The following is a 23,367-nucleotide window of genomic DNA, read 5'->3' on the forward strand; positions in this document are numbered from 1 at the left end:
ATGCTATGAAAAAAGGAGAGGTGTGCATGAGAAAAAAATTATTCATTATTTTCTTGCTAAGTATACTCTTTTTGCAGCCGCAGCAATCCGATGCCTTTTCGGCACAAGTGATTCAGCGCGGTGCTTTTGGAGATGATGTTATTGAGCTGCAAGCCCGTTTGCAGTATATAGGTTATTATCATGGCAAGATTGATGGCAAATTTGGTTATGGCACGTATTGGGCATTGCGTGAATTTCAACAGGACTATGGCTTAGAGGTAGATGGTATTGCGGGTAACACAACAAAACAAAAGCTAGTTGGACAGTCGAACTATAACGAGAGCTTTGTTAAAGAGCAAATTGCGAAAGGTAGCCATTTTACACACTATGGTGGTATGCCACTTGAACATCAAGTAAAAGGAGGCAGTAGTAGTACGGAAAGTAGTAAAAATAATTCCAATAGTGGTTCTATGCAGCTTCCCCCTAACTATACAGAACGTGATTTGCAACTGATGGCAAATGCCGTTTTTGGAGAAGCACGCGGCGAGCCATATGAAGGACAAGTAGCAGTGGCAGCAGTTATTTTAAACCGACTTGAATCCCCCGATTTCCCAAACAGTATTTCCGATATTATTTTTCAGCCGCTTGCTTTTACAGCAGTGGCAGACGGTCAAATTTGGTTGACGCCAAATGAACGAGCAAAACAAGCTGTGCTTGATGCAATGAATGGTTGGGACCCAACGGAAAATGCACTATACTATTTCAACCCGAAAACAGCGACGAGCAAATGGATTTGGACACGTCCACAAATTAAGCAAATAGGTCAACATATCTTTTGCTATTAGAGGTGAAGTATGAGAAATGCAGTTTATTTATTAGGTATTGTTGTATTGATTTTAGCTGTTTATGCGTACGATGTAACGACAAAGCAGCGTTCATTGGAAAGGGCTGTACATGCCCATTATACGAATGAGTTAACGAATGCGTCAGAAAAGCTCTCTTTATTGCATTCTTCTATTGCCAAATCAATGCTTTTTCAAGATGAAAAAGCATTACACAAAGAGCTTGATACGATTTGGCGTGTAAGTAGTGATATGCGTAATGCAGTTTCACGCCTGCCTTTACATCAGGATGTAGCAAATGATTGGATGCGTTATTTAGGTCGTATTGGAGATGAAGCAAAACGTACTGCGGCAACGAAAGATGCAACAGAATGGCGAAAAAAGATGGAAGCAGTGAATGGCAATTTACATGCCTTAACTGAAGAATGGACTGTTGCTACAGCAAATTACTTTCAGCAAGATGGCGACTATAGAAAATGGTCGAAAATTACATCTGATGAAGTAGGAAATTCAAACTTTGCGAAAGTATCAGCTGATTTGAAAAGTTTTAATGAAACAGACTTTCCTTTAACGGCAAGCGAAAGTGATTATCAGAAAAAGCGTGAGCTACAGCATTTAATGGATGAGCCGTTAACGAAGGCACAAGCACTTGAAAGATTGCAAACAGTATTCCCTTTAATTAGTGATGCAACAATGACTGTTACAAAAAGTCGCGATGATGCCCCGTATCCGTTTTATCATATTCAATTTGTTAGGGGCTCGCGTATAGGTTATGCCGATATTACAGAAAAGGGTGGCCATGTTTTATCATTTTTACTAGAGCGCCCAATGAAAAATACTGCTTTGTCGCATGAGGAAATTGTACAAGCAGCAGAAAAAATAATGGCAGATGCAGGGTTTGAAGATACAGTCATCACAGAAATGAGAGAAAATCATATAGCATGGCATTTTGTTTTCACACGTAAAGTAAATGATGCGCTCGTCTACCCTGATAGTGTGCAAGTGAAAATTGCAAAGGATAGCGGCGAAGTGCTCGGTATTAATGCTATGGAGTATATCCAAAAGGAAACGATTAAAGAGCAGGAGCTAAAGCCAATTGATTGGTCGGCATTTTTTGGTGAAGGCGTTGTAATAGAGGATGAAAAGAAAATTTACACAGAAAATGATGCATATGAACTACGTCTATGCTATGAAGTTATTGCACGACTACCGGATAAACAGTATGATACATTCCGTGTTGTTGTAGATGGCACAACACATGAAGTCATTCAAATTGATACATTAACCTAAGTTGGCATTGAAGAATAATAATATAGATAATTTGGAAACCGCGTGCGATAATAGACATAGAAAATGTAAATGCACGAGGAGAAAATCATGGAATTAAAAATTGGAACGATGTTAATGTTAGAGCCAATGTATACAGAGAGAATGGAGAAATTTAGGTGTAAAGTGGTGGAAAAGGATGACGATCTTATTTACGTGGATTATCCAATCAATGATTTCACGAAAAAAACAGCATTTTTACTGGATGGAGCACAGTTCCATGCCGTATTTTATACGGAGGGTAATAGCTATAGCTTTACAACGAAAGTGATGGGGCGGAAAAACGATCGTATACCGATGGTGATGCTTTCATGTCCGCCAGCCAATGAATTTACAAAAATTCAACGAAGAGAGTTTGTACGGATTGAAACACCAATTGATGTAGCGGTAGAATATGATGGGACTTTCTATCAATTTATCGCGCAAGATATAAGCGCCGGAGGGTTATCTCTGCGTTTAACTCAACCGACCAATTTTAAGGAAAATGATACGGTTCAATTAACAGTTGTACTTCCTTTTGTCAACGGTGAGATAAAGTATGTACAAACAGATGCGCGCGTTGTTCGTATTTATGAGGAAAACGGGATGCAAATTGCCTCAATGCAACTGACGGATACGGATGATGTTGATAAGCAGCATATTGTGCGTTTATGCTTTGAGCGCCAATTGCTTCAGCGCAAAAAAGAATTAAACGAATTATAAAGTGAAACTTCAATCAGTGGAAGCATTTCCACTGATTGTTAGTTGAACTAATCGGGCATTTACGGGCAGTTAATCTTAGAACGGAGAGTCATACTTCCCGTTAATGCGGGGTAACACAGAGGCTGTAAGGAAGGGCGTGTCTTAAAAGAAATACTTTTTGGACAGCTCCTGTTCCTTACAGCCTATTTTCAAGTTATTTGGCTAACTATCGTCTCTTATTTCATATATAATGGAATGGTAAGGAAAGTAGGGATATATGAATGACAAAACAAATTCAAATTGCAATTGATGGCCCAGCAGGTGCAGGGAAAAGTACGATTGCGAAAATTGTAGCGGAAAAATTAAATTTTACATACATCGATACAGGAGCGATGTATCGTGCTGTAACGCATAAAGCGCTACAACAAAACATACAATTAGATGATAGCGACGCGCTAGAGAAGATGTTAAGTGCAACAAAAATCGAGTTGGCACCGTCTAATAATGGTCAACTTGTTTACGTAGATGGTATTGATGTATCGGATGTTATTCGTACGAATGAGGTAACAGCGAATGTTTCGCAGCTAGCTGCACATGCTAATATACGTGAAGTTTTAGTTGCGATGCAGCAGCAATTAGCTGCAAGTGGCGGTGTTGTAATGGACGGGCGAGATATTGCTACACATGTTTTAAAAGAAGCGGAGCTAAAAGTATTTATGTCTGCCTCGGTAGAAGAGCGTGCTCGTCGTCGTCACCTTGATAATGAGCGTCGCGGGATTCAATCATCTATTGAGCGTTTACAAGAAGAAATTGCCCTTCGTGATAAGTTGGATAGCGAGAGGGAAGCTTCACCGTTAATTCAAGCTGCTGACGCAGTGTATTTAGATACGACCGACTTAACAATTGATGAAGCAGCAGAGGCAATTTTGAAGTTAGCGCATGGTGTTATGTAAGCATAATTGTAAGATTTTTTTATGACAAAAGGGGAATTTTTTGTTTTTATTCATTATTTCGAATAAAATAAAAGTGGAACATGCGAAGGAGGGTTACATATGTCTGAAGAAATGAACTTAGGATTAGAAAAGGAATTTCATGAAGGAGATATTGTGAAAGGTACTGCGGAGCAGGTGGACGATAAATCTGTTACGGTTTCGATTGAGGGTGCCCCGTTTGAAGGGATTATTCCAATTAGCGAGCTTTCAAGCTTACACATTGAAAAGGCATCTGATGCAGTTTCAGTAGGCGATGTGCTTGAATTGATGATTACGAAAGTGGAAGACGAAGCATATGTGTTATCTAAGCGTAAAGTAGACGCATTGAAAGCATGGGATGATTTAATCGCGAAATTTGAATCAGGTGAAACATTTGAAGCTGAAGTAAAGGATGTTGTAAAGGGCGGCCTAGTCGTTGATTTAGGCGTTCGAGGCTTTGTCCCAGCATCGTTAGTAGAGGATTATTTTGTAGAGGATTTTGAAGATTATCGTGGCAAAACGATGCGCTTTAAAATTACTGAGCTTGATAAGGAGAAAGGTCGCTTAATCTTATCTCACCGAGCTGTTGTGGAGCAAGAAAAAGCCGAACAGAAAAAGCAAGTAATTGAAAATATAAAACAGGGTGACGTGCTAGAAGGCAAGGTACAGCGTTTAGCGGCATTTGGCGCATTCATTGATCTTGGCGGTGTAGATGGGCTTGTACACATTTCACAAGTCTCTCATGACCATATAGACGATGTTTCAACTGTTTTAACAGAAGGGCAAGCTGTTAAAGTAAAGGTTCTTTCTGTTGATGCAGACAATGAACGTATTTCATTATCGATTAAAGATACATTACCTGGACCTTGGGAAAATATCGAGGAGCGCGCAGCAAAGGGCTCTATTTTAACAGGTACAGTCCGCCGTCTTGTGTCGTTTGGTGCTTTCGTGGAAGTATTTTCGAATGTAGAAGGACTTGTGCATATTTCACAAATTTCACATAAGCATATTAATACGCCACACGAGGTATTAAAGGAAGGGCAAGAGGTACAAGTGAAAGTGCTAGATGTGAATGCAGCAGAAAAGCGCTTATCACTTAGCATTAAAGAGCTTTTTGAAAACCCAGATAAAGAGGAAGAATTCGATTACGAATTACCAGAAGAAAACTCAGGCTTCTCGTTTAGCGATGTAATCGGTGACCAATTAAAAGGTTTTACGAAAGAATAATAAATGCTTATAGACTGTTGGAATCTTCCAGCAGTCTATTTGTCTTTTTAAATCAAAGAAAAGTTAAGCAACTACAGAAATTTAAGGGAAGCGGATTTTATCCCGTATTAACAGGCTGTAAGACCCCCACTTCAAAACAACAGATAAAATCAAGATGTTTAAGTGAGGGATCCAACAGCCTGTAAAAACCCGATTGGTGAAACTACCAATCAGTGGGGGATGAAGAAAACCCCCACTGATTGAAGGTTCACTTTATTTGATTTTCTTGCACTATCTACGTGTTTTCATCTAGCCTCACTTCTCCTTTTTACTTTACCGCATTACATGCTATAATAGAAAAATTCGTGTATAATTACGTAGAGATTCGAAAGTTGGAAGGATGAAGTACAGATGACAAAACCAGTAATCGCCATCGTAGGTCGTCCGAACGTGGGAAAATCAACAATATTTAATCGCATTGTTGGAGAGCGTGTTTCCATTGTGGAAGATATTCCAGGTGTCACGCGTGACCGTATTTATAGTTCGGCAGAATGGTTAACACATGATTTTAATATTATTGATACAGGTGGAATTGAAATTGGGGATGAGCCGTTTTTAGAGCAAATTCGCCAACAAGCAGAAATCGCTATCGACGAGGCAGATGTTATTATTTTTATGACGAATGGTCGCGAAGGTGTAACGGCTGCCGATGAGCAAGTAGCGAAAATTTTATACAAAACAAAAAAGCCAATTGTACTCGCTGTAAATAAAATTGACAATCCAGATATGCGTGAAATGATTTATGATTTTTATTCATTAGGTTTTGGTGAGCCTTGGCCAATTTCAGGCTCACATGGCTTAGGTTTAGGTGATTTGCTTGATGAGTGTGCAAAGCATTTCCCGCAAGAGGATGAGGCGCAATATGATGATGATGTTATTAAGTTTTCATTAATTGGCCGCCCGAATGTAGGAAAATCCTCTTTAGTAAACGCTTTTTTAGGACATGACCGAGTAATCGTGAGCAATATTGCAGGGACAACACGTGATGCCATTGATACACCGTATACGTATGATGGTCAAGAATACGTTATTATTGACACTGCGGGTATGCGGAAAAAAGGGAAGGTGTACGAGTCTACTGAAAAATATTCCGTATTGCGTGCACTTAGAGCTATTGAACGCTCCGACGTTGTTTTAGTCGTATTGAATGCGGATGAAGGCATTCAAGAGCAAGATAAAAAAATCGCGGGCTATGCGCATGAGGCTGGGAAAGCAGTAATTATCGTTGTGAATAAATGGGACGCGATTGAAAAAGATGAAAAAACAATGAATTTCTATACACAGCAAATTCGTGAGCATTTCTTATTTTTAGATTATGCACCGATTGTTTTCGTATCTGCGAAAACGAAGCAGCGGGTACATCAAATTTTACCTGTTGTGCAGCGGGTAAGTGAGAATCATTCAATGCGTATCCAGTCATCTATTCTAAATGAAGTGATTGAGGATTCTGTTGCTCGTAATCCAGCACCTGCAGATAAAGGACGTCGTTTGCGCATTTACTATGCAACACAAGTGGCGATTCAGCCACCGACTTTTGTTGTATTTGTAAATGAGCCGGAATTAATGCACTTTTCATATGAACGTTTCCTTGAAAATCGTATACGTGAAACATTTGATTTTGAAGGAACGCCAATTCGCTTAATTACTCGCGCACGCGATTAGTTTTGGAGGGGAAAAGATGGAGCGAATAACGGTTTTAGGAGCTGGCTCTTGGGGGACGGCGCTTGCCATTGTACTTGCAGAAAACGGGCATAACACGCTTCTTTGGACGCACCGAGAAGACCAAGCACAAGAAATTAATAATCAGCATACAAATAAAAAATATTTACCAAATACGATATTGCCGCAAAACTTAGTAGCGACGGCTAATCTTGCACAAGCTGCAGAGCACGCATCAACAATTGTTGTTGCTGTACCAACAAAGGCGATTCGAGAAGTGTGCGGCAATCTAGCTCATTTGCTACAAAAAAAGACGCTATTTGTTCATGTGTCAAAGGGCATTGAACCGGATACTTTACTGCGCATTTCTGAATTGATGCAAGAAAGCATCGGTGACAATTTGATTGAGGATATTGTTGTCTTATCAGGGCCGAGCCATGCGGAGGAAGTTGTTTTACAACATCCAACGACAGTAACCGCCGCATGTGAAAATTCTCTTTCAGCCGAAAAAATACAGGACTTATTTATGAACGGTTACTTCCGCGTTTACACGAGCGAGGATATAACAGGTGTTGAGATTGGTGGGGCCTTAAAAAATGTCATTGCATTAGCAGCAGGAATTACAGATGGCTTAAATTATGGCGACAATGCCAAAGCAGCACTTATTACGCGTGGCTTGGCAGAAATAACTCGACTAGGTGTAAAAATGGGTGGGAATCCGTTTACCTTTGCTGGCCTAACCGGTATGGGCGACTTAATTGTGACATGTACGAGTGTGCATTCACGCAATTGGCGCGCAGGTAATATGCTTGGAAAGGGAATGCCGCTCGCTGAAGTTTTAGAGCAAATGGGTATGGTTGTGGAAGGAATTCGAACAACGAAGGCCGCACATCAGCTTGCTTTGAAATACGATGTTGCAATGCCGATTACTGCTGCCCTTTATGATGTGTTATTTAGCGACAAAACGCCGAAAGAGGCAGTGGATGAATTAATGATTCGTATGAAAAAGCCTGAAATAGACGAGTTCCAATAAAGGGGGACTTTTCCTCAACGCCGACTAAATTGGCAATAGGGGGAAAACCTCATGCCTTGTAGTATTGACCGAAAGTAGCTTTTTACAGGCTATTCACTCCAAGTTTCGCTAACGATTTTGTACAGCCCGTTAATACGAAACAAAGTGTCATAAATTATCCATAAATGGCTTGGGCTTTTAATAATAAAGGGTTGTTCCTCAAAGTTTGTTTATCAACTTTGAGGACAGCCCTATTATTTTGTTTAGCAGCACTATATAATTTACAATGGTGTAGAGATAGGACGGAGTTAAATAGAAAGGCGGTTTTAGTAGTGAATCATCAAATTATGGACGCATCCTACTTATTATTAAATACAGCACGTGGTCCATTAGGACATATACCTGCGCTTGATGTTATGTGGATATCATTTTATTCGATTGGCTTATTGTTTCTTTCTCTTTTAATTATTTCAGCCACTCGTAAATGGGTCAATAATATCGTATTATCGTTTATATTAAAATTAATCGCTTATGTTATGCTAGCTATTGGCTCTTTTTTAATGGTATTAATTATAGCGACATGGCCAAATTAAAAGATTGTAGAGGGGAATTTTTAGAATGAAAACAAGATGGATAATGCTTGCTACCGTATTTTTATCCACGCTTCTACTGACAGCTTGTGCGTATCCAGAAGAACGTAAAGTAGAAAATCAAGTACCTGACGTGGATCAATTAGCATCAGTACAACGTGCAATTACCGAGTATCAAGCAGATACAGGTGTTTTACCAATAAAAACACGCGATATGGATACAGATATTTTTATTAAATATTTAGTTGATTTTGACAAGCTTGTTCCAAAATATTTATCATCTCCGCCAGCTAATTCATTTGAAAAAGGTGGGATTTTTCAATATATCATTTGGAATCCAGAAGAAAACCCAACAATTAAACTTGTCGATTTACGTGTCCCAGAAAGACTTCGAGAAGTAAAAATACGTTTTATTGGTACGAAATACCCGCAATATAAAGATAGTATAACGCCGTATATTTATACAATTGATTTCAAAAAAATAGGTTATAAGGAAGATGTGACAGTGGCTAGTCCATATTCTAATAATCAATTACCAGTAATTGTTTCTACACAAGGAGAACTATATGTCGATTATTCAATCGATTTATATCAATTTATTAAGGAGCAAGGACTGACACCGCAGCAAGGGGACGATATTCGAATGCTATTAGTAGAGCATTATCCTGTTGTACCTGCCTATTCTTTGCCATATACAGTTGATGAAAACAATGAGCCAATCTTTATGTATGAGCCCCAAAAATAATATTATCAAGGGGGATAGTAACAATTTATTGTGACCACCGCAAAAGTAGTGTTTTTAGCGAATATTTAATATAGAAGCAAGGGGCTGTCCGAAAAGATATACATTTTTCAGACAGCCCCTTCAACAATTTTGACAAGCCTGTTAATAAAATATCCCTAAAAACCTTGCAAATAAACAACTTTAAAAGAGATTACAAGAAATCATTTAATAACACGTTATAAGGTCTTTTTCATATTTGCAGCTAGATAGGCATAAGTTTATACAAGTAAAGGAGGAGCGCCTATTAGCGAACAAATTTTTCAGCAGCTTGCAGCACGAACAAATGGGGATGTGTATATCGGGGTTGTTGGTCCCGTCCGTGTAGGAAAATCAACATTTGTAAAAAAGGTAATGGAATCTCTTGTTTTACCGAATATTATGAGTGAAGATGATCGTAAACGCGCCTTGGACGAGCTACCACAAAGCTCACCGGGACCTGTCATTATGACAGCAGAGCCAAAGTTTGTTCCTGCAAATGCAGCACCGATTGCTATCGGTGACAATGGTTTAAGCTTCCGTATTCGCCTTGCAGATTGCGTCGGTTATATTATTGATGGGGCAAAAGGCTATGAGGATGAAAATGGTCCAAAATATGTGCATACACCATGGCATACAGAAGCAATTCCGTTTCAGGATGCTGCTAAAATCGGTACAGATAAAGTAATACGTGACCATGCCAATATTGGAGTAGTCGTAACGACTGATGGTACGGTTAACGGGATAGAGCGTCAAGCTGCTGTCGTAGCAGAAAGAGCGATTATTGAGCAATTAAAGGAAATTGGAAAACCTTTTGTCATTGTTATAAACAGCTCGATGCCAGCGAGAGAGGAAACACGCAATTTACGCAATGAATTATTTGAGACATACGAAGTACCGGTCATTGCAACATCAATTGACCAGCTAACAACCTCTGATATTGCTTATATTTTACAGGAGGCTTTATATGAGTTTCCAATTGAATATATTGAGGTTGAAAAGCCTGACTGGGTAGATGTGCTTGATAGTACACATCATATTAATGAATCATTAGCCGTAGCAGCAAATGAGATGGTAGGGCATGTAGAAAAAATTCGCGATGTTGAAAAGGCGACAAATTTTTTGAAGGCCTTAGATTTCGTAGAAAATTGTGAAGTGGAGCGTGTCGATGCAGGGCTTGGTGTTGTAACGGTACGTTTAACGATACAAAATGATATTTATAAAGCAATCTGTAATGAATGGCTAGAGCATCCAATCGACACGAAAAAAGATTGGCTATTATTTATTAAAGAGGCGTCCGAGGCGAAGAAGGCACAAGCTCGCTTCCGAGATGCGATTGAGCAATCACGTGTAGAGGGCTATGGTGTGACATTACCGACATTAGATGAGTTTGAACCAAATGAACCCGAATTAATTAAGCAAAATAATTTTTATGGTGTTCGTATGAAAGCGACAGCACCGTCTTATCATATTATTCGTGTCGACATGGAGTCGGAGTTTGCGCCGTTAATTGGTTCAGAATTTCACAGTCAGCAATTGTTAAAAGATTTACAATATGCGTTTGAGCATGACCGAGAATCTTTATGGCAAACCCAATTATTTGGTACGCCATTGCATGAAGTATTAAAGGAAAGTATTCGTTATAAAATGAATACTGTACCAAAAACTGCTAAAAAGAGAATGCGACAAACAATTGAGCGTATGGTAAACGAAGGCGATAGAGGGTTAATTACATTTATTATCTAGTAGTAAAAAGTTCCTTTTCAATAACAGGACGACGCTATTTTTAGGCGTTTTGTCCTGTTATTTGCATTTTCTTAAAAAAAAACGCTAATATTCGGACAAACATAGCTAAATTAAGTTGCGTAGCGGTTTTCTATGTGTTACTCTTTTTACATGATTTAGGTTCAGGACCCTTTGAGAGGAGGTGAATGGTGTGAATAAAACAGAATTAGTAAACTCTGTTGCTGAAGCTGCAGGTCTTTCTAAGAAAGACGCTTCTAAAGCGGTTGAAGCTGTATTTGATACAATTCAAGGTGCTCTTGCAAAGGGTGACAAAGTACAATTAATCGGTTTTGGTAACTTTGAAGTACGTGAGCGTGCGGCTCGTAAAGGTCGTAACCCACAAACTGGTAAAGAAATCGAAATCGCTGCAAGCAAAGTGCCTGCGTTCAAACCGGGTAAAGCGCTTAAAGACGCAGTGAAGTAATTTCCGCGTCTGTGCAGTTACATAGAGCAGCCTTCAGCTTATACTGAAGGCTGCTCTTTTTCGTTCGTAAAAAGATTGTAAAACTTTGCATTGCTGATAACGTTTAACTTCTTTGAGCACATGTTTTTTCGACAAGTAATTGCAGGGGTGAATGATTTTTGTACTGAAAGCAAGACGACAGGTACAGAAGTATCCCACCTGTATACGTGGCGAGATGAACGCAAGCATTTAAGATAATGACGGGGTGACCAATATCATGTTGCTCCAAGCTCAGGCGGATGCCATAGGATGTGACGGTTTTAGGTTAACTTCCACCAAACAGGTTGAAAAAGTCTGGACGCAATTACGACGAGGCGTAATTGATACAAAGGTGAATCCCCGTCGCACAGTTGTTCTTTACAAGATAGCACAGTCTAAAACTTTCGGGAGATAATCAGAGCGAAAAGCGAGCACAAGTATAATTGCTATCTTTCGATAAGTGTTCTTTGAACTTATTGTGAGGATATGCTACGATTCATTTGTTAGAAACGTCAATGTAACTTAATGATGGAGGCCATATATGTCGAATGTTGATTTAGCAAAAATTGAAGAAGCAGTAAAAATGATTTTAGAGGCGGTAGGGGAAGATGCCCAGCGTGAGGGACTTCTTGATACACCAAAGCGCGTAGCCAAAATGTATGCTGAAATGTTTAGCGGCTTAGCGCAAGATCCGCGCGAGTATTTTAGCACTGTATTTCATGAGGAGCATGAGGAGCTTGTGCTTGTAAAGGATATTCCATTTTACTCGATGTGTGAGCACCATCTTGTACCGTTTTATGGTAAGGCACATATCGCATACATACCGAAAGATGGCAAAGTAGCTGGTTTAAGCAAATTAGGGCGTTGTGTCGAAGCTGTAGCACGCAGACCGCAGTTGCAGGAGCGCATCACTTCAACGGTAGCAGATACGATGATGGAAATGCTACAGCCAAAAGGCGTTTATGTTGTAATTGAGGCAGAGCATATGTGCATGACGATGCGCGGCTTAAAAAAGCCAGGCTCAAAAACAGTGACATCTGTAGCGCGTGGAATTTACGAAGAAGACGAGGTAAAGCGTAGAGAGGTTATTTCGTTTATTCAAATGTCTTAATTTCTGTCATTTTGTGATATGATAGATAAAGAAAATCTCGGGTGGGGGAAAAGCAAATGACACAACCAGAATATATTGTTATTGAGGCGCAAGAAGACGGTGTTCATGTAATTGGTTTGACACGTGGTTCGGATACAAAATTTCATCATTCAGAAAAGCTTGATGCAGGGGAAGTGATGATTGCTCAATTTACAGAGCATACATCTGCAATGAAAATTCGTGGCAAGGCAAAAATCCACTCTGCGCATGGAACGATTGAGAGTGGCTCGAAAAAACAATAGGCACCGTATATTGGGGGCTTAGTTACTTTAACGAAATGGAGTAAGAGATCTATGCATGCAACAACTATCCAACAAGCAATACAACAATTAAAAGAGTCTATTTTCGTGCGTGTTCGTCATAGAGCTTTACTGCAATACATAGAGGCCCCAAGCGTTGATGAAACTCAGCTGTTTTTCTTACTTTTACCATCTTTAAACGGAGAATTATGGCATGACGATTTACAGGAGAGTGCAACAACTGTAGGAATCGTTCAAGCCTCTTTGTTTGAACATGATAAAATTAAAGAAAAGGATGCTACATCAAAGGAGCAGCAATTAACTGTATTGTCCGGCGATTACTATAGTGGGCGCTACTATGAAATATTAGCTCGTGCGGGAAATATAGCACTCATTCAAAAATTAGCGCAAGGTATTGTTGAGCGTTGTGAGCAGGAAATTGTTGCATATGAGGATACATATCGAACGATGGAGCAGTGGGTTGACAGTTTATGCTTGATTGAAACGGCGATAATACGTAAATTTTATGAAGCGCATTCCTTTAGTAAATATAGTGCTGTTATGATGCATGCATTAACAATACAGCGTTTACAAAAAGAAATGTACACTTTACGTGGGCATGCCCCAACAGCCGTGGGACGAGCGATGGAAAACTGTTTCGGACAACAAGAGCTAACACATTTATTGACAGTTGCAATCGAAACACAGCAAAAATTATTAACAGATGAGCTTGCTACTTTACAATTATCAGAGGCAGTACAGCAATTTATTTGGCAAATCGTAAAAGTTGAAACGAGATAGAAAGGTTTTGAAAAGATGACGAAATCGAAAGAGGAACGTGTGCACGAAGTATTTGAAAGCATTTCAGAAGGCTATGATAAAATGAATTCCGTAATTAGCTTTCAACTGCATGTGAAATGGCGTAAAGACACGATGAAGCGAATGAATGTACAACGCGGGGCAAAATGTTTAGATGTTTGCTGTGGTACAGCAGATTGGACGATTGCACTCGCAGAAGCTGTCGGAGAAACAGGTGTTGTAAAAGGCTTGGACTTTAGCGAAAATATGCTAAAGGTCGGTGCGGAAAAAGTGAAGCCTTATCCACAGGTAGAGCTTTTGCAGGGGAATGCAATGAAGCTGCCATTTGAAGACAATACATTTGATTATGTAACGATAGGCTTTGGACTTCGCAATGTACCTGACTATATGCAGGTACTGCGAGAGATGAACCGTGTATTAAAGCCAGGTGGCATGGCCGTTTGTTTAGAAACCTCACAATCTGAAATTCCAGGTTATCGTCAACTTTTCCGTTTCTATTTCAAATATATTATGCCGTTTTTTGGCAAGCTATTTGCCAAAAGCTACAAAGAATATTCATGGCTACAAGAATCTGCAAATGATTTTCCCGGTATGAGACAGCTTGCGTTTATGTTTAAGAGCGCAGGGTTTGAGCGAATTGGCTACAAAGGATACAGTGGTGGAGCAGCGGCAATGCATCAGGGCTTTAAAAAAGAAATTTAGTGGGAGAAGGTTTGTTCAAGTGGAAAAGATGAAGTTAAAATTACTCTATGCTGACTTAAAATCAGATATAGAAATCATCGAAACAGAATTAGAAAAAGCGTTGAACTCGTCTTCACACTTGCTAAACGAGGCTTCACTACATTTGCTGCAGGCGGGAGGGAAGCGCATCCGCCCAGTATTTGTCTTGCTTAGTGCGAAATTTGGCGATTATCAAATTGAGCGGATGAAGTATATCGCTGTTCCTTTGGAGTTAATCCATATGGCTTCACTCGTACATGATGATGTCATTGATGATTCAAATATGAGAAGAGGCAGAAGCACTGTTAAGGCGCAGTGGAACAATCGTGTCGCGATGTTTACTGGCGACTTTATTTTTGCGCGTGCTTTAGAGTATGTCACAGTAATTGATGACCCACGTGCACATCAAATATTGGCACGTACGATGGTAGAGCTTTGTAATGGGGAAATCATTCAAATCGAAGATAAATTCCGGATGGATCAACATATAAAAGATTATTTCAGACGGATTAAACGAAAAACGGCATTGCTTATCGAATCGAGCTGTGAGCTTGGGGCGGTCGTAGGTGGAGTAGATGAACAAAATACACGCCGTTTAAAGCGCTACGGCTATTTTGTTGGGATGAGCTTTCAAATTATTGATGATATATTGGATTTCACAGCAACGGATAAAGAGCTCGGCAAGCCCGCTGGTAGCGATTTATTACAAGGCAATATTACACTGCCGATGTTGCTTTTAAAAGATGATGCAACAATGCAACCTTACTTGCAAAAGATTATTGCAGGTACGTTAACAGAAGGAGAGCGTATGAAAATGCTACAGTACGTTCGTCACTCTGATGCAATCAAGCAAGCAACAGCAATTAGCGATAAATATTTGCAAAAAGCTTTAAAGGAAGTAGAAGCATTGCCAAACAATCCGATGAAAAAAAAGCTGCGTGACGTAGCGCTCTTTATTGGCAAGCGGAAATTTTAGAAATAGTTGCGTTTACAAGCTTATTTTGGTACTATTTATCGGTAGGTGTAAGCCTGTTTTAGTCAAAACTAAGGAGTGTTTTATGATGGCAATCGAAAGAACTTTTTTAATGGTTAAACCAGACGGCGTTGAGCGTCAAGTAATTGGCGATATCATTGACCGTTTTGAGCGTCGCGGCTTCGAAATGAAAGGCGCTAAATTAATGAACGTATCTCGCGAATTAGCTGAGAAGCACTATGCGGAGCATTCAGAGCGTCCATTCTTTGGCGAGTTAGTAGACTTCATCACTTCTGGTCCAGTATTTGCAATGGTATGGGAAGGCGAGTCTGTAATTTCTTTAGCTCGTATTATGATTGGTGCGACAAAACCATCTGAATCTCAACCAGGTACAATCCGTGGTGACTACGCTGTAACAGTATCACACAACGTAATTCACGGTTCAGATTCATTGGCTTCTGCAGAGCGTGAAATCTCACTTTGGTTCGAAGGCGAGTTAGTTTAATACAAATACAAGAAGAGCGTCCAAAAAGCCGTGCATAGCCGGCTTTTTGGACGCTTTTACTTGGTGTTATAAAATGTGAGCTTCCTTTGAAGCCGTGATGAACACGGAGTTTAACAGTGGTTATCTATAGTGAAAGGGAAGGGGCTGTGCCACAAGCCCCGCATAGCCGGCATTTTGGATAGTAGCGATGATGTTTCGCAAAATGCTGATTCCTATAAACAGAGAACGCCTCTTTTAAAAATGTGATGAACATTGGCTTTAGCAGCGCTATCCTTCAGTAAAAGGGAAGCGATAAAAACATTTATTTCAATGCGGTGTCAAAACAAAATGGACTTTTCGGTCAATTCCTCGTCAGCCATTTACACTTTCTAAATCACAATAATAGCCCCATTCTACTTTATTCAACTTAAGACGAAATACCTTTAGCCTGAAAAAACTTTCCAACAAATTCACACTAAAATGAAACGTTATTACGAAAATAACGTATAATCAATTAAGAACATTTTCTTAATTACATTATCCGATTGATAGAAAGGAAGAGAAAAAATATGTGGCTTGGAATTGTCGTCATTGTTGTTGCAGGTATGTTGACTGATACATTTCTAAAAAATAAAAAAATGAACTTAAAAAGAATTGAAAAGGAAATTGAACTAGAAAAGCTGCGTCTTGAAACATTTGAAAAAGAAACAGAAAAGCTAAAATTAGAATTACAAAGTGAGAAGCAGGCTTTATTAGAAATGCAGCATGAAAAGTAGAGGAGGGATAGCTTGGTTGAAGAAATGCGATTACTAATTGGCTTTTTTGCAGTTTGTGGAGGTCTTGCGATACCAATAATAGCTATTTTAACGACCCATAAACGGAATGCTATGAATCTGAAAATTCAAATGATTGAAAAAGAGACGGAGCTTGAAAGATTGAAGATGGAAAGCTATGAGATTGAAACGGAAAAGCTACGTTTAGAGCTACAGCAAGAAAAGCAAACTTTATTAGAAATGCAGGATAAGGAAAGGCAGGGGTGATTTTATGATAGCTATTATTATCACGTTAGGAACTATGGGATTGCTGACATCGATACCATTAGTAGCAATTATGACAGCACATAAACGTTCATCGATGAAATTGCAACTTAAAATGATGGAACAAGAAGCAGAGCTTGAAAAATTAAAAATGGAAAGCTATGCAATTGAAACAGAAAAATTGCGCCTAGAGCTTGCACAAGAAAAACAAGCCTTACTTGAAATGGAGCAAAGTAATCGCCTGTCACATAATGATTCTAAATAGTTTCACAATTTCTATTTCAGTTGCATAAAAATTCAGCTATAATAGAGCACAAAGGTTTGTTGGAGGGCGATGTAGCTATGACGGATTATGAGCAGTTTATTGAGGGGATAAAACGAAAAACAGGCATCGATTTAGCGTTATATAAAGAAGCGCAAATGAAGCGTCGTTTAACGTCTTTATATGAGAAAAAAGGGTTCCGTAATTTTGTAGACTTTTTAGCAGCATTAGAAAAGGATCGCGATTTAATGAATGAATTTTTAGATCGTATGACGATAAATGTTTCTGAATTTTACCGCAACGGCAAACGCTGGGAAGTATTGCAAAACAAAATTTTCCCGCTGCTTTTACGCAATAACAAACGTCCGAAAATTTGGAGTGCAGCTTGTTCTACTGGGGAGGAGCCTTATAGCCTGGCAATGGTATTGTCGCACCATATTCCATTAGCACAAATTGGTATATTGGCTACGGATTTAGATGAAAATGTTATCCAGAAGGCAAAGCTTGGCTTATATCCAGAGCGTTCACTAGCGGAAGTGCCAAAAGATGTACAAGCAAAGTACTTTGAAAAAGAAGGGCAATTTTATAAGGTGAAGGATGAGATTAAACGTACTGTAACGTTTAAGAAGCATAATTTGCTAAAAGATTCATACGAATCAAATTTTGATTTGATTGTTTGTCGTAACGTGATGATTTATTTTACCGAGGAAGCGAAGGATGAAATTTATGCGAATTTTAGTAAGGCGCTACGCCCTGGTGGAATTTTATTTGTTGGTTCAACAGAGCAAATTTTCAATCCAGCACGTTATGATTTCGAGGTAGAGGATACATTTTTCTATCGTAAAAAATAATAATCAAGCGAAAGTACATATTTTGGGTGTAGCTTGACAATAGATTAGCATCAGCAATTGTGTAATCACGAGGGGTGTCGGGAAAGTAGGCTAATGCCTCCATTTCTCGACACCCATCCGTATATTATCGAAGTATTTCATTAAGTAAGGTTGAGCGAATCAATAAAAAGCATGCAAAAGGCTTGATTTCAAAATACTTATCAAATCCAAATGATGGGACGATACAAGCAAGTTATTTTTTAGCTAAATTTGGCTATAATTACACGGTGGCGTCATCGATTTTGGAAAACATGCTTTTTTTTTATCGAAAATATGTTATAGTGAAAAATACATATACTTTAGCGAGTTGAAGGGAGAAAGTGTTTTATGCGTTACTTAACAGCAGGAGAGTCACATGGACCACAATTAACAACTATTATTGAAGGGTTACCATCCCTATTACCATTAACAGCAGAGCAAATTAATCATGATTTAAAGCGTCGTCAAGGTGGACATGGTCGTGGTCGTCGTATGCAGATTGAAACGGATACAGTTGAAATCGTGGCAGGCGTACGCCATGGAAAAACACTTGGCTCACCTGTTGCGTTAGTCGTTACAAACGATGATTGGAAGCATTGGACGAAAATTATGGGGGCGGAGCCGTTACCAGAGGATATAGACCCGGATGAAGTGAAGCGCCAAATTTCACGTCCCCGACCAGGTCATGCAGATTTAGTTGGTGGGATGAAATACGGACATCGAGATTTACGCAATGTTTTAGAGCGTTCGAGTGCGCGTGAAACAACTGTACGTGTAGCAGCAGGCTCTGTAGCAAAAGCATTATTAAAGGAGTTAGGTATTTCAATTGTTGCACATGTAACAGAAATTGCAGGGATTAAGGCGGCCCCCTCTTTACTTGAAGGCAAAACAGCTGATGAAATTCGAGCAATTGTTGAAGCGGATGCTTGTTATTGTATTGACCCTGTAGCTTCAGCAAAAATGGTTGAAACAATCGATGCAACGAAAAAAGCAGGCGATTCAATTGGTGGCGTTGTAGAGGTTATTGTTGAAGGGTTACCAGCAGGTATCGGCTCGTATGTGCATTATGACCGTAAGCTAGATGGGAAATTAGCGGCTGCAATGCTGTCAATCAATGCCTTTAAAGGTGTCGAGTTTGGCATTGGCTTTGAGGCTGCAAAACTACCGGGCTCGCAAGTGCATGATGAGATTGTTTGGGATGAAAATAACGGCTATACACGTGTAACGAATCGTTTAGGTGGCTTAGAGGGCGGTATGACAACAGGCATGCCAATCGTTGTACGCGGTGTTATGAAGCCAATCCCAACTTTATATAAGCCATTACAAAGTGTTGATATTGAAACAAAAGAGCCATTTAAAGCCAGTGTAGAGCGCTCCGATAGCTGTGCAGTACCAGCAGCATCTATTGTTGCAGAGCATGTTATTGCCTGGGAAATAGCTAAAGCTGTTGTTGAACAATTCCACAGCGACCAGTTGCCACAGCTGAAGGCACAGTTAGATGAAATGAGACGCTATACGAAGGAGTTTTAATATGAATATTTCTGTCAAAACGACGTCGCATACGTATGAAGTGATGATTGGTCATCGTATTTTAGCAGAGGCATTCGCTAAATATAAGCAATTATTTGCTGAAGCAGACCAGATTATTGTGTTAACGGATCAACATGTTTGGCAGGCGCAGGAAAAGTATTTTACAGAAAGTAGCTCATTCGCTTTTAAGTCGTTTATTATGCCAGCAGGCGAAAGCTGTAAAAGCTTTGACAACTATGAGGCTGTGCAAACATTTTTACTTGAGCAAAGATGCACGAGAAAATCGCTTATCATCGCATTTGGTGGCGGGGCTGTCGGGGATTTAGCAGGCTTCGTCGCGGCAACTTATATGCGAGGAATTGCATTTATTCAAGTACCAACAACTATTTTAGCGCATGATTCGGCTGTCGGTGGCAAAACTGCAATCAATCATCCACTAGGGAAAAATATGATTGGTGCATTTTATCAGCCGCAGGCAGTCTTATATGATACAGCACTTCTTTCAAGCTTACCTGAGCGCGAAGTGTTGTCGGGTATGGCTGAAGTGGTGAAGCATGCGATGATTTCGGATGCAAAGTGGCTAGAGGAAATGCTACAAGGCGATTTAATTGAGCTTCCAGAGCAGCTACTAGCCGAGTATTTAGCTTTAGGTATTCGTGTGAAAGCGAATATCGTTGAGCAAGATGAAACGGAGCAATCTGTTCGTAAATATTTGAATTTAGGGCATACGTATGGGCATGCGCTTGAAGCGGCAGCAGGCTATGGTCGACTAGCACATGGAGAAGCTGTGATGATTGGCTTAGTGTATTGCTTATTATTGAGTGAGCGCTACGGTCAAATAACGCGTAATTTTACGAAACAATTTTTCCATTTTGCTGTAGCGAGCGGTTATCCGTTTGCGGCAGTAAAGGATTATTCGTTTGACGAACTGACAACGTATTTAGTAAAGGATAAAAAGGCAGAATATGGTGAGCTACAATTTGTCTTGTTACAGGCAATCGGTGAGCCGTTCGTGCAAAAAATAGAGTTAGCTGTCTGCCAAGAGGTAGACAATGAGCTGAGAAATTTAATAGCGGAGGTAGTTTCATGATTCGTGGGGTAAGAGGAGCAACAACGATTGTAGCAGATAAACAAGAGCTTGTATGGGAAGCGACGGCGCAATTAGTGCAAGAAATGGTCAAAGTAAATAATATTGATGTAGAACATATTGCCTCTGTAACGGTTTCAACAACGACTGATATTACATCGGCATTTCCTGCGAAGGCAGTACGCACATTAGAAGGTTGGCAATATGTGCCGATTATGTGTATGCATGAAATGGATGTAGCTGGTGCATTACCGCTTTGTATCAGAGTGTTAATGCTTGTCAATACAACAGTGGCTCAAAAGGACGTCCAACATATTTATTTGAATGAGGCAGTTAGCCTGCGTCCTGACTTAGTACGTTAGAGAGGAGAATGAAACGATGATGAAGTGGAAACAACAAATATTTGATATGAAGCCATACCAACCAGGTAAGCCAATTGAAGAAGTGAAAAGAGAATATGGGCTAGAAGAAGTAGTAAAATTAGCCTCTAATGAAAACCCATTCGGCAGCTCACCAAAAGTAGCTGAATTTTTAAAGACAAACGAGACGAATCATGCCATTTATCCAGACGGCTATGCGCAAAAATTACGTACAGCTGTCGCCAATCATTTAGAAGTAAAAGAAAGCGAGCTTATTTTTGGCAATGGCTCGGATGATTTAATTGCAATTATTACACGTGCACTTTTATATCCTGGGGTCAATACAGTTATGGCTGACCCATCATTCTCCCAATACTGGCACAATGCTGATATTGAAGGGGCGGAAATCCGCAAAGTACCTACAGTTGACGGACGCCACGATTTACCAGCGATGCTTGCCCAAATTGATGAGCAAACTTCTGTCGTTTGGATTTGTAGCCCAAATAATCCAACAGGAACAATTGTTACAGATGCTGAATTACAGCAATTTTTAGCACAAGTACCAGCACATGTGCTTGTTGTATTAGATGAGGCATATATTGAGTATATTAATGACCCTGCCCATAAGAATACACTGCCGTACTATCGTCAATATAATAATTTGATTTTACTGCGTACATTTTCTAAAGCATATGGTTTAGCAGCATTCCGTGTTGGTTACGGTATTGCGCAGGAGGATATTATCGCGAAGCTTGATGCGGTGCGCGGGCCATTTAATAATACGGTGTTAAGCCAAGAGGTGGCGATACTTGCGCTGCAGGATCAAGCATTTATTGAAAACTGTCGTTTGGCAAATGAAAAAGGGAAAGCACAATATGTCGATTTTTGTCAGCGTCATCACTTAAACTATTACCCGTCACAAACGAATTTCATTTTATTTGAAGTAAAAGCAGATAGCAATCTGGTGTTCCAAGAAATGATGAAACGCGGCTTTATCATTCGTAGCGGTGCGGCGCTTGGTGTGCCTGGTTATATTCGTGTAACAATTGGCACAGAGCAGCAAAATGCCAAGTTTTTAGCATTACTTGAAGAAGTGTTGCAGGAGCAAGGTGTTTTAGTGTGACGAAAAATGTATTAGTTATTGGACTAGGGCTAATTGGAGGTTCTGTTGCCCTTGCTTTACAAAAGGCTCCGCAAGTGAAAGTGTTTGGCTATGATGCTTTTATTCAAACACGTGCGATGGCTAAAACGCTGCAAGTTGTACATGAAGTGGTGGACGACTTACAGCAGGCGGCTGAAAGGGCTGATTTTATCATTTTCGGCACGCCGGTCAATGCAACGCTTGATTGGATGGACAAAATGCAAGCATGGACATTGAAAAAAAATGTGATTGTGACGGATACAGGAAGCACAAAAAGCTTGATTATGGAAAAAGCCCAAGCATTACAAGCGAATGGAATTACATTTATCGGCGGACATCCAATGGCAGGCTCACATAAAAGCGGTATTACAGCAGCAAAGCCGCATTTATTTGAAAATGCTTATTATATGCTTACACCACAAGCGAATGAGTTAGAGACGAATATAGAAAAGCTCGAGGCTTTGTTAAAATATACACATGGCAAATTAGTACGAGTGGATGCTAAGGAGCATGACCATATGACAGCAGTTGTCAGTCATTTCCCGCATATTGTGGCGGCTTCTCTTGTCCATCAGCTCTATCAAGAAAATGCACAGTTTCCTATGACGAGCTCCATTGCGGCTGGGGGATTTCGCGATATTACTCGCATCGCTTCAAGTAACCCTTTACTTTGGCGAGATATTACAGTGCAAAATCGCGATGAGCTTATCGGACAGTTGAATCAATGGCTGAAGGAAATGGATGCTGTTAAAAATTTATTAGAAGAGGGCGACGTTTCCCTAATCGAGCAATATTTTGCAATGGCCAAGGAAGTACGTGATGAGCTACCGATTTCAGCTGGTGCTTTCTATACAACCTTTGATTTGTACATCGATGTTCCTGATTATCCGGGGGTTATTTCGGAAATAACAGGTTATTTAGCAGAGGATAATATTAGCATTACGAATATTCGTATTGTTGAGGCACGTGAAGATTTATTCGGTATTTTAGTCATTAGCTTCCAAAATGCAGAGGATCGAGAACGCGCAGTGAAATGCATTGCACGCCATGCTAATTTTGAGACATTTATTTCCTAGGGTAGGGGCTGTCCAAAAAGCTGTGCATAGCCGGCATTTTGGACAGTAGCGATGATGTTTCATAAAATGTTGATTCCTATAAACAAAAGAACGCCTCTTTTAAAGATGGGATGAACATTGACTTTAGTAGCGTTACCTCTCCCGTAAAAGGAAAGCAACGAAAACATTGATTTCAATGCAGTGTCAAAATAAAATGGACTTTTCGGACAACTCCTATTGGAGGTGTTGTACTATGGAATTAGCACCTTGAAAATTTGTGAAAAATGGATTTGGCGGTGTTTTTTCCTGAGTGAAAGAGAAGCGCTGAA

The 23,367-nt window shown here is 39.8% G+C and carries 26 protein-coding genes; all 26 read left to right on the plus strand.

Annotated elements, in window-relative coordinates; all coding sequences use genetic code 11:
- The first annotated feature begins 26 nt into the window (after positions 1–26).
- Complete coding sequence (sleB, locus tag C9J36_RS04890) at positions 27–824, plus strand: spore cortex-lytic enzyme (RefSeq protein WP_107942396.1); 798 nt, start codon at positions 27–29, stop codon at positions 822–824.
- A 9-nt stretch (positions 825–833) separates the two neighbouring features.
- Positions 834–2,111 (plus strand): PepSY1/2 domain-containing protein, encoded by a 1,278-nt coding sequence (locus C9J36_RS04895; protein WP_066171690.1) that lies wholly within the window; start codon positions 834–836, stop codon positions 2,109–2,111.
- An 87-nt stretch (positions 2,112–2,198) separates the two neighbouring features.
- A complete protein-coding gene (locus C9J36_RS04900) occupies positions 2,199–2,849 on the plus strand; it encodes a flagellar brake protein (protein ID WP_107942397.1) in 651 nt (216 codons plus the stop codon).
- Between the two features lie 260 nt (positions 2,850–3,109).
- Positions 3,110–3,781 carry a (d)CMP kinase gene (gene cmk / locus C9J36_RS04905; protein ID WP_107942398.1) on the plus strand — a complete coding sequence of 224 codons (672 nt, stop codon included), beginning with the start codon at positions 3,110–3,112 and terminating at the stop codon, positions 3,779–3,781.
- A gap of 99 nt (positions 3,782–3,880) precedes the next feature.
- On the plus strand, positions 3,881–5,026 hold the full coding sequence (gene rpsA / locus C9J36_RS04910) for a 30S ribosomal protein S1 (RefSeq protein WP_107942399.1): 1,146 nt from the start codon (positions 3,881–3,883) through the stop codon (positions 5,024–5,026).
- Positions 5,027–5,416: 390 nt separating this feature from the next.
- Positions 5,417–6,727, plus strand: a complete 1,311-nt coding sequence (der, locus tag C9J36_RS04915; protein WP_066171679.1) for a ribosome biogenesis GTPase Der — start codon at positions 5,417–5,419, stop codon at positions 6,725–6,727.
- Between the two features lie 16 nt (positions 6,728–6,743).
- Complete coding sequence (locus tag C9J36_RS04920; protein WP_107942400.1) at positions 6,744–7,757, plus strand: NAD(P)H-dependent glycerol-3-phosphate dehydrogenase; 1,014 nt, start codon at positions 6,744–6,746, stop codon at positions 7,755–7,757.
- Between the two features lie 311 nt (positions 7,758–8,068).
- On the plus strand, positions 8,069–8,329 hold the full coding sequence (locus C9J36_RS04925; RefSeq protein WP_235616008.1) for a DUF2768 domain-containing protein: 261 nt from the start codon (positions 8,069–8,071) through the stop codon (positions 8,327–8,329).
- A gap of 25 nt (positions 8,330–8,354) precedes the next feature.
- On the plus strand, positions 8,355–9,071 hold the full coding sequence (locus C9J36_RS04930; protein WP_107942401.1) for a hypothetical protein: 717 nt from the start codon (positions 8,355–8,357) through the stop codon (positions 9,069–9,071).
- A gap of 282 nt (positions 9,072–9,353) precedes the next feature.
- Positions 9,354–10,832 (plus strand): stage IV sporulation protein A, encoded by a 1,479-nt coding sequence (gene spoIVA / locus C9J36_RS04935; RefSeq protein ID WP_107942402.1) that lies wholly within the window; start codon positions 9,354–9,356, stop codon positions 10,830–10,832.
- A gap of 190 nt (positions 10,833–11,022) precedes the next feature.
- Complete coding sequence (locus tag C9J36_RS04940) at positions 11,023–11,295, plus strand: HU family DNA-binding protein (protein ID WP_042477970.1); 273 nt, start codon at positions 11,023–11,025, stop codon at positions 11,293–11,295.
- Between the two features lie 559 nt (positions 11,296–11,854).
- Complete coding sequence (gene folE / locus C9J36_RS04945) at positions 11,855–12,424, plus strand: GTP cyclohydrolase I FolE (RefSeq protein WP_066171665.1); 570 nt, start codon at positions 11,855–11,857, stop codon at positions 12,422–12,424.
- A 56-nt stretch (positions 12,425–12,480) separates the two neighbouring features.
- Positions 12,481–12,705, plus strand: coding sequence for a trp RNA-binding attenuation protein MtrB (gene mtrB / locus C9J36_RS04950; protein ID WP_066171662.1), 225 nt, complete (start codon positions 12,481–12,483; stop codon positions 12,703–12,705).
- A 51-nt stretch (positions 12,706–12,756) separates the two neighbouring features.
- The gene (locus C9J36_RS04955; RefSeq protein ID WP_107942403.1) at positions 12,757–13,503 is read left to right on the plus strand and encodes a heptaprenyl diphosphate synthase component 1; all 747 of its coding nucleotides are present in this window, start codon (positions 12,757–12,759) and stop codon (positions 13,501–13,503) included.
- 15 nt (positions 13,504–13,518) lie between these two features.
- A complete protein-coding gene (locus C9J36_RS04960; protein WP_066171656.1) occupies positions 13,519–14,223 on the plus strand; it encodes a demethylmenaquinone methyltransferase in 705 nt (234 codons plus the stop codon).
- Between the two features lie 19 nt (positions 14,224–14,242).
- Entirely contained in the window at positions 14,243–15,217 is a 975-nt protein-coding gene (gene hepT / locus C9J36_RS04965) for a heptaprenyl diphosphate synthase component II (RefSeq protein WP_066171654.1), read from the plus strand.
- Between the two features lie 85 nt (positions 15,218–15,302).
- On the plus strand, positions 15,303–15,719 hold the full coding sequence (gene ndk / locus C9J36_RS04970) for a nucleoside-diphosphate kinase (protein ID WP_066171651.1): 417 nt from the start codon (positions 15,303–15,305) through the stop codon (positions 15,717–15,719).
- A gap of 548 nt (positions 15,720–16,267) precedes the next feature.
- Positions 16,268–16,474 carry a hypothetical protein gene (locus tag C9J36_RS04975; protein ID WP_066171647.1) on the plus strand — a complete coding sequence of 69 codons (207 nt, stop codon included), beginning with the start codon at positions 16,268–16,270 and terminating at the stop codon, positions 16,472–16,474.
- A 12-nt stretch (positions 16,475–16,486) separates the two neighbouring features.
- Positions 16,487–16,738, plus strand: a complete 252-nt coding sequence (locus C9J36_RS04980) for a hypothetical protein (protein ID WP_235616009.1) — start codon at positions 16,487–16,489, stop codon at positions 16,736–16,738.
- Between the two features lie 4 nt (positions 16,739–16,742).
- On the plus strand, positions 16,743–17,000 hold the full coding sequence (locus C9J36_RS04985; protein ID WP_066171644.1) for a hypothetical protein: 258 nt from the start codon (positions 16,743–16,745) through the stop codon (positions 16,998–17,000).
- A 77-nt stretch (positions 17,001–17,077) separates the two neighbouring features.
- Complete coding sequence (locus C9J36_RS04990) at positions 17,078–17,848, plus strand: CheR family methyltransferase (RefSeq protein ID WP_107942404.1); 771 nt, start codon at positions 17,078–17,080, stop codon at positions 17,846–17,848.
- A gap of 366 nt (positions 17,849–18,214) precedes the next feature.
- Positions 18,215–19,396 (plus strand): chorismate synthase, encoded by a 1,182-nt coding sequence (gene aroC, locus C9J36_RS04995; RefSeq protein ID WP_107942405.1) that lies wholly within the window; start codon positions 18,215–18,217, stop codon positions 19,394–19,396.
- Between the two features lies 1 nt (position 19,397).
- Positions 19,398–20,486, plus strand: coding sequence for a 3-dehydroquinate synthase (aroB, locus tag C9J36_RS05000; protein ID WP_107942406.1), 1,089 nt, complete (start codon positions 19,398–19,400; stop codon positions 20,484–20,486).
- Positions 20,483–20,845 (plus strand): chorismate mutase, encoded by a 363-nt coding sequence (gene aroH / locus C9J36_RS05005; RefSeq protein WP_066171634.1) that lies wholly within the window; start codon positions 20,483–20,485, stop codon positions 20,843–20,845. The genes aroB and aroH overlap by 4 nt, the downstream gene beginning before the upstream one ends.
- Positions 20,846–20,864: 19 nt before the next feature.
- Positions 20,865–21,965, plus strand: a complete 1,101-nt coding sequence (gene hisC, locus C9J36_RS05010) for a histidinol-phosphate transaminase (protein WP_107943081.1) — start codon at positions 20,865–20,867, stop codon at positions 21,963–21,965.
- Positions 21,962–23,059 (plus strand): prephenate dehydrogenase, encoded by a 1,098-nt coding sequence (locus tag C9J36_RS05015; RefSeq protein WP_107942407.1) that lies wholly within the window; start codon positions 21,962–21,964, stop codon positions 23,057–23,059. Before hisC ends, C9J36_RS05015 begins: the two co-directional genes overlap by 4 nt.
- Positions 23,060–23,367 lie beyond the last annotated feature (308 nt).

This window comes from Metasolibacillus fluoroglycofenilyticus (assembly GCF_003049645.1).
GTDB lineage: Bacteria > Bacillota > Bacilli > Bacillales_A > Planococcaceae > Metasolibacillus > Metasolibacillus fluoroglycofenilyticus.

What these genes read in the sequence shown, in the direction of transcription:
- cmk (WP_107942398.1), top strand. Translation starts at nt 3,110, where the DNA reads ATGACAAAACAAATTCAAATTGCAATTGATGGCCCAGCAGGTGCAGGG.
- sleB (WP_107942396.1), top strand. Translation starts at nt 27, where the DNA reads ATGAGAAAAAAATTATTCATTATTTTCTTGCTAAGTATACTCTTTTTG.
- rpsA (WP_107942399.1), top strand. Translation starts at nt 3,881, where the DNA reads ATGTCTGAAGAAATGAACTTAGGATTAGAAAAGGAATTTCATGAAGGA.
- C9J36_RS04985 (WP_066171644.1), top strand. Translation starts at nt 16,743, where the DNA reads ATGATAGCTATTATTATCACGTTAGGAACTATGGGATTGCTGACATCG.
- C9J36_RS04920 (WP_107942400.1), top strand. Translation starts at nt 6,744, where the DNA reads ATGGAGCGAATAACGGTTTTAGGAGCTGGCTCTTGGGGGACGGCGCTT.
- der (WP_066171679.1), top strand. Translation starts at nt 5,417, where the DNA reads ATGACAAAACCAGTAATCGCCATCGTAGGTCGTCCGAACGTGGGAAAA.
- mtrB (WP_066171662.1), top strand. Translation starts at nt 12,481, where the DNA reads ATGACACAACCAGAATATATTGTTATTGAGGCGCAAGAAGACGGTGTT.
- hisC (WP_107943081.1), top strand. Translation starts at nt 20,865, where the DNA reads ATGAAGTGGAAACAACAAATATTTGATATGAAGCCATACCAACCAGGT.
- C9J36_RS04955 (WP_107942403.1), top strand. Translation starts at nt 12,757, where the DNA reads ATGCATGCAACAACTATCCAACAAGCAATACAACAATTAAAAGAGTCT.
- aroB (WP_107942406.1), top strand. Translation starts at nt 19,398, where the DNA reads ATGAATATTTCTGTCAAAACGACGTCGCATACGTATGAAGTGATGATT.
- C9J36_RS04975 (WP_066171647.1), top strand. Translation starts at nt 16,268, where the DNA reads ATGTGGCTTGGAATTGTCGTCATTGTTGTTGCAGGTATGTTGACTGAT.
- C9J36_RS04930 (WP_107942401.1), top strand. Translation starts at nt 8,355, where the DNA reads ATGAAAACAAGATGGATAATGCTTGCTACCGTATTTTTATCCACGCTT.
- folE (WP_066171665.1), top strand. Translation starts at nt 11,855, where the DNA reads ATGTCGAATGTTGATTTAGCAAAAATTGAAGAAGCAGTAAAAATGATT.
- C9J36_RS04895 (WP_066171690.1), top strand. Translation starts at nt 834, where the DNA reads ATGAGAAATGCAGTTTATTTATTAGGTATTGTTGTATTGATTTTAGCT.
- aroC (WP_107942405.1), top strand. Translation starts at nt 18,215, where the DNA reads ATGCGTTACTTAACAGCAGGAGAGTCACATGGACCACAATTAACAACT.
- aroH (WP_066171634.1), top strand. Translation starts at nt 20,483, where the DNA reads ATGATTCGTGGGGTAAGAGGAGCAACAACGATTGTAGCAGATAAACAA.
- C9J36_RS04990 (WP_107942404.1), top strand. Translation starts at nt 17,078, where the DNA reads ATGACGGATTATGAGCAGTTTATTGAGGGGATAAAACGAAAAACAGGC.
- ndk (WP_066171651.1), top strand. Translation starts at nt 15,303, where the DNA reads ATGGCAATCGAAAGAACTTTTTTAATGGTTAAACCAGACGGCGTTGAG.
- C9J36_RS04960 (WP_066171656.1), top strand. Translation starts at nt 13,519, where the DNA reads ATGACGAAATCGAAAGAGGAACGTGTGCACGAAGTATTTGAAAGCATT.
- C9J36_RS04900 (WP_107942397.1), top strand. Translation starts at nt 2,199, where the DNA reads ATGGAATTAAAAATTGGAACGATGTTAATGTTAGAGCCAATGTATACA.